Origin of the sequence: Sphingobium chlorophenolicum, assembly GCF_000722875.1 — a bacterium.
In the GTDB taxonomy this organism is placed as follows: Bacteria; Pseudomonadota; Alphaproteobacteria; order Sphingomonadales; family Sphingomonadaceae; genus Sphingobium; species Sphingobium chlorophenolicum.
Genome location: NZ_JFHR01000103.1, coordinates 1 through 5,986, shown reverse-complemented (window position 1 = coordinate 5,986; position 5,986 = coordinate 1). Strand labels below are relative to the sequence as shown.

The following is a 5,986-nucleotide window of genomic DNA, read 5'->3' as shown; positions in this document are numbered from 1 at the left end:
TTTCCCTTGGGGAGGGAGAAGTGGTGGAGTTTTTGCCGTCCCCTGAACACCAGCCTGTCGCCCTGAAGTTCGGCGCCTGCGCTCAGGCCCTGTTCCTTCCAGGGGATACCTGCGTCGACATCGGTTCGGTCGGCATAGAGGCTGCGCAACTGGATTTCGCCATCCTCGACGAACAGGTCGGCGAAGGGGGTGCCGCCGCCGCTGTCGAGGACGTGGCCGTAGCGATAGATGAGCTGTTCGATCTCGAACCGCGCTGCCAGAAGGTCGATGGTCATGATGAGTCTGTTCTTCCGGGCTTAGACGTTGCTGTAGGAGCCGCCGACGATTTCGCTGAGCACGCTGGGGGCGTTGGGCAGCCATCCCATGTCGTCGCGGGCGCGCTGTGACGAGCAGATGCAGGTGATGACGATGAGGTCGGCGAGCTTGCCCATCACCGCGCGGGCTTCCTCCAGGGGCTGGGACTCAGCGATAATGCCCGGCCCGAACTTGAGGGCGATGGCTTGGGCGATGTCGGCGTTGCGCACGATCTCGTCGGAGACGGCGTTGTAGATGCCGGTCGCCTTGTCGTTGGCGAGGGCGAGCAGATAGAGTTCACTCAGCGCATCGACATGGACGGTGCTGCTCCATCCGGTTCCGTCGCCGATGAAGCGGGCGACGCCGCTCGACCGGGCGCGGTTGATCGCGCTGAGCAGGATGCCGGCGCCGCGGCCGTAAATATAGCCGGGCCGCAGGATGGCGGTGCGAAAGCCGCGCTCCGTCATGGCGACGACCTGCTGGTCGTGGCGCATGCGCCAGGCGCGCAGCGGGTGGGGGTTTTCGATCGGCTCATGCTCGTCGCGGGGGGTCATGCCGGTGTCGCCGTAGATCGGGGTGGCGCTGGTGTTGACGAAGACCTTGCCGGTACCGGCGAGGGCGTCTGCGACCGCGTCGATGACGATCTTGTCGAGCCGCTCCATCTCGTCATTGTGGGACGCGCCGATATGCACCACCGCGTCGGCCTTGGCCGAGAGGTCGGATATCTTTTCGGCTTCGCTGAAGTCGCCCTGCACCCAGTCGAGGCCCGATCCGGTCCGGTCGGGGATGGTCCGGGCGATGGCGGTGACCTGATGGCCTGCGCGCAGCAGATGGTCCAGCACGACCGATCCGGTATATCCGGTCGCGCCCGTGAGAAAGATCTTCATGGATTTTGCTTTCATTTTGAGGATTTGGAACCCGCTCTAGGGTGTGTGGGGATTCAGTTCAGGGCGAGGCGAAAATGGTGGAATTCGAGAACCGGCGCGCAGCGTACTTCAGTACGTGAGCACCGGAAGCGCAGAAGTCCGCCATTTGCAGCCCGCCCTGGGCTGAATCCCCGCACACCCTAGCCGATCCAGTCGCGGCGGACGGTTTTGACGCTGGCGAGGAAGAGGATTCCGGCGAGAAAATATCCCATGACGCCGATGACGATGGAGAGTTGCAGGCCATGGGCGCTGGCCTGGGCGCAGGCGGCGGCGATGGGGCCCTGCGCTGCGGCCAGGCACTGGCCGGTGGTCAGGCCCGCTTCGGCCAGGGCGCGCTCATGGAAGAGGTCACTGAAATAGCCCATGATCGGCGGCCCCATGCCATAGCCGATGAGGTTCATGAACACGAGCGTCAGGGCGTTGGCGAGGGTGCGCAGATGGGGCGGCACGATGCTGCACACGACCGCGAAGATCGACCCCATGTAGAAATAGTTGAGCATCGCGCCGATGAAGAGGAGGGGGGCGGCGACCCGGAAGGAGTCGACCCAGTAGCCGATGACGTAGAGCGGCACGGCGGCCAGCATCCCGAGGGCAGGCAGCCATGTCGAGACGCGGGGGAAGCGCGGGGCGAGCCGGTCGCAGAGCGCGCCGCAGGCAAAGGTGCCGATCGCGGCGAACACGCCGAACATCACGCCGTTGAAGGCGGCGGCCTGGACGATGGAGAGATGATGGACGCGCATCAGGAAGGAGACGAGATATTGCGACAGGCCATAGCCCACGAAGCAGGAGGCCGATGCGCCGAGCATCAGGAACCAGAGCGTGGCGTTGCGGCTCAAAACCCGAAGCTGCGGGATCAGCACGCTCTTGGCGGCCGGGGGGCGATGGGCGCGCACCGGTTCGGGCACGGTGAACTGGAGGATGAGGGCGATGACGATGCCGGGCATGCCAAGCGCCGCGAAGGTCCAGCGCCAGCCGATGGCGTCGGCCAGCCAGCCGCCCGCGAACCCGGCGATGACGGCCGCGCACGGGACGCTGAGGCTATAGATGGCGAGCGCGGTGGCGCGGCGGGAGAAGGGGAAATAATCGACCAGCGCGGCCTGCGAGGCCGGGTTGCATCCCGCCTCGCCGACGCTGACGCCCAGCCGCCCCATGACCAGCATCGCATAATTGCCCGCCATGCCGCAGGCCGCCGTCGCGACGCTCCATGCGGCGAGCGAGACCGAGACGATGGAGATGCGGCTGTAGCGTTCGGCCAGTTGGGCGATGGGCAGGCCCAGCATCGAATAGAGGATGGCGAAGGCCGGACCGCCCAATATGCCGAGCTGGAAGTCGGTGAGATGGAACTCCTTCTTGATCGGTTCCTGCATGATGCCCAGCGCCACGCGGTCGACCAGGCTCAATGCGCTGATCAGCGTCAGCATGAACAGCGCATAGTTGCGCATCCGGGGGGTGCCGTAGCCCTGATATTGTTCGCCCGCAGCTTCGCCTGCAGGATCGGACTGGAAGTCGCCGGAATGCGCGATGCTTGCCATTAGCTGTCTTTCATGGGGGTGGGATGCGATCCGGCGGGCCGGGCGCCGTCGAGAACCTGTTGCCAGACGCGCAGGAAGTTGCCGCCCCACAATTGCGCGATCCGCGCCTCGGAAAAGCCGCGCGCGATCAATTCGGCGGTGACGTTGAGATTGTCGCCGACATTGCGCCAGCCCACCACGCCGCTGCCATGGTTGAAATCGGAGCCGATGCCGACATGGTCGATGCCCGCCACCGCGATCACATGTTCGATGGCGTCGACATAGTCGGCGACCGAGGCGATCGGCGTGTCGAGGTCGAGCGCGACATGATATTCGTGGAGGAAGTGGAGGAAGCGTTCCTCGTCCCAATGGGCGGTGGCCGGATCGTTGACCGAATAGAAGTCGCTCAGCCGCGTGGGCGCGGCCAGTCCATGCTCCTGCCAGAGCGCGGTCAGGCGGACGCGGGTCTGCGGATCGCGCAGCACGAGATAGGAGGCAAAGCCCACCACCTGCACCACGCCGCCGGCTTGCGCGATGGCGCGCAGTTCGTCGTCGCTGAGGTTCCGGTCGACATCGACCCGCGCGCGGGGCGCGGCATGGGACGCGACCACCGGCACGCGGGACAGGGCCAATATGTCGGCCAGCGAGGCGGCGGACATTTGCGCCACGTCGATGATCACGCCCAGATCGTTCAGCCGCTCGACGCCCGCCTTGCCCAGGGGGCTGAGGCCGCCGGACGACAGGCTGCCCCCGACATAGGGGTAGGGGCGGGCCGAATCCGACCAGCTATTATTGCCGATGAAGTTGAACCCCAGCATCGACACGCCCCGCTCATGCCAGGCGTCCAGATCGTCGAGGCCCGCGAGCGGCTCGGCATTCTGGAGCGAGAGGATGATGGCGAAGCGCCCGTCCGCCGCCGCCTGCCGCAGTTCGTCCGGGGACAGCACGATCGCCGCCTTGTCGGGATAGTCGCGCGCGATCCCGGTAATGATGTCGTAGCGCCGCCGCTGCTCCGCCGCGCCCGCCGTCCTGCCGGCCGCATCGCCCGTGCGATGGGGACCGGCATGGATGCACAGGGCGGCGGCGGACAATTTGCCCCGCGCCGCCTTGGGCAGGTCGAAACAGCCCGGCCCGTCGTCGCCCCCTCCTCCAAAGTCCAAGGGAATATCGACATGGGCGTCGATGCTGAGCAGCCGATTATGCAGATCGGCCGCCTTCGCAAGGTCGTCGGGGGAGGGAGCGAACGGTTTCATCCTGGCCTTCGCTCAGAAATTGATCGAAGCGCCGACATGGAAGCGGAAGCGCGGCAGATAGGCCGCATAATTCTGCCCCCGGAAGCGGATGCCGAACTCGTCGCTCCGGCCCTTGGTATAATAGATGCCGTCCGCCCAGATCTTCAGATTGTTGAGGTCGGGCATCTGCCATCCCAATTTGGTGGTCAGGCGCGCGGAGGTGCCCGAATAGCCGGTCACCGGCGCGTCGAGCGGCTGCGGGCCGGTCAACTGCTGGCCAATGTCGAACAGCAGCGTGTCGCTCTTGTTCGCATCGGGCTTGTAGTCGCCGTGCAGGCCGAAGCTGGCGACCCATTTGGCGACGTTGGGGATGGGGCTGCCGCTTTGCAGGCGACCGTGGACATAGCTGTAGTTGCCGTAGAGGCGCAGCGTGAACTGGTCGGTGCGCACGGCCATGGCCGAGGCGTCGATGTCGTAGCCGCGCCGCTTGCTTTCGCCCTGGTTGGTCGCGATCGGACCGACGAAGGTCACTTCATCGGTGAACTTGGTTTTGTAATAGTTGGCCGCGATATGGAACCGGCCCGCCCAGGGGTTGAAGGCGACGCCCAGTTCCTTGGTCGTCAGGACGCTGCTCGACAGGTTCGGGTTGGTGGGCACGCTGCGGCCGCCGTCGGGCGACGCGACGCTCTGGCCGACATTGCCGATGAAGGTGAGTTCGGGGATCGGCTGGATCGCGAAGCCGCCCTTGAAGCCGAAATGGCCGGTATAGGCGTCGGCGGCGCGGTCGATATAGGAGTTGGTCGCAGAGACATAATTCTGCGCCTTGACGTCGAAGTCGAAGCCGTCATAGCGCCCGCCCGCGGTGATCTTCAGCCAGTCGGTGGGCTTCACCGACAAGGAAGCATAGGCGGCATATTGCGTCTGCTTGATGTCCGCGATCAGGTAGGAATAGACGTCGAGCGGGTCCAGGCCGAAGATCGGCGCGCCGTTGCGCGAGGGCACCCGGGTCTGCTCGATATCGTCGTAGCGGATCGACGCGCCCATCGCCAGCAGCGCCTCGGAACCCATCAGGTCGAAGCTGAAATGCGGATCGACGCTCAGGCCATAATCCTCGCGGTTGGTCACATTATATTGCTGGGGCAGGGGCGCCAGGGTCACGAAGCGGGTGCGGTCGTTATGTTCGGCATAGGCCGTCACCTCGATGCCCTGCTGCTCCGTGCCGCCGGTATATTTGGCGAGCAGCGTGTAGAGGTTCTTCTTGCCCCCGTCGGTCTTGGCGACCGCCGCGGTCGGCTTGATCAGCCCTGCCTCGACGCCGGCGACCGAGATATAGCCCGGGCTGCTGAAGTCGATATTATAGGTCTGGAGCGAGAAGGCCAGCTTGCCCGAACCGGTGTCGAACGTGAGCTTGGAAAAGGTGCTGAGCTGCTTCTGGTCGGAATTGTCGCGATAGCCGTCATCGCGCATGCCCTGCACCGCGACATAATAGCTCATAGTGTCGGTCTTGCGGCCATAGGTGCCCAGCAGGCGCAGATTGCCGTAGGAGCCGCCGCTGATCGAAACGCCCGGATCGAGAGAGTCGACCGAGGTCGCGATCGCCGACCCCGCCTGGGCGAAGTTGCCGCCGTAGCGCGCGTTGAACGGACCCTTGACGACGGTCATGGACGCGATGGTCTCAGGAATGATCGGCGCGATGTCGAGATAGCCGTTGGCCCCAGCGCCCGACGCTTCGTTCCACTGCTTGCCGTCCAGGAAGAAGGCCACCGCCGAACTGTCGTTCGCCCCAGGCCAGCCGCGCAGCGACAGGCCCTGCGCCATGCCCACCTGCCCGAAATCGCCCACCTGAACGCCGGGGATCGACCGGAAGATGTCCACGTTCACGCCCAACGACTGACGCGCAATATCCTCCGACGACAAGGAACTCACCAGCGCCGTGTCGCTCGCTGGATCAACAGACAACTTCAAAGGCGTCGCCGCACCCTTGAACTGAACACCCGTCACTACAATGTCAGCGGGTTCAGAG

General features: G+C 65.1%; 5 protein-coding genes. All 5 read right to left on the bottom strand.

What is annotated here, in order from left to right; genetic code table 11:
* A partial coding sequence (locus BV95_RS22070; RefSeq protein ID WP_037457402.1) for a nuclear transport factor 2 family protein occupies positions 1-275 on the bottom strand: 275 nt, incomplete at its 3' end.
* A gap of 21 nt (positions 276-296) precedes the next feature.
* Positions 297-1,181: an NAD-dependent epimerase/dehydratase family protein gene (locus BV95_RS22065; protein WP_037457400.1), complete on the bottom strand. Its 885-nt coding sequence runs from the start codon at positions 1,179-1,181 to the stop codon at positions 297-299.
* A gap of 179 nt (positions 1,182-1,360) precedes the next feature.
* Positions 1,361-2,752, bottom strand: coding sequence for a spinster family MFS transporter (locus tag BV95_RS22060; RefSeq protein WP_051749944.1), 1,392 nt, complete (start codon positions 2,750-2,752; stop codon positions 1,361-1,363).
* Entirely contained in the window at positions 2,752-3,984 is a 1,233-nt protein-coding gene (locus BV95_RS22055; RefSeq protein ID WP_051749943.1) for a dipeptidase, read from the bottom strand. Before BV95_RS22055 ends, BV95_RS22060 begins: the two co-directional genes overlap by 1 nt.
* A 12-nt stretch (positions 3,985-3,996) precedes the next feature.
* The coding region (locus BV95_RS22050; protein WP_081873490.1) for a TonB-dependent receptor at positions 3,997-5,986 on the bottom strand (1,990 nt) is incomplete at its 5' end.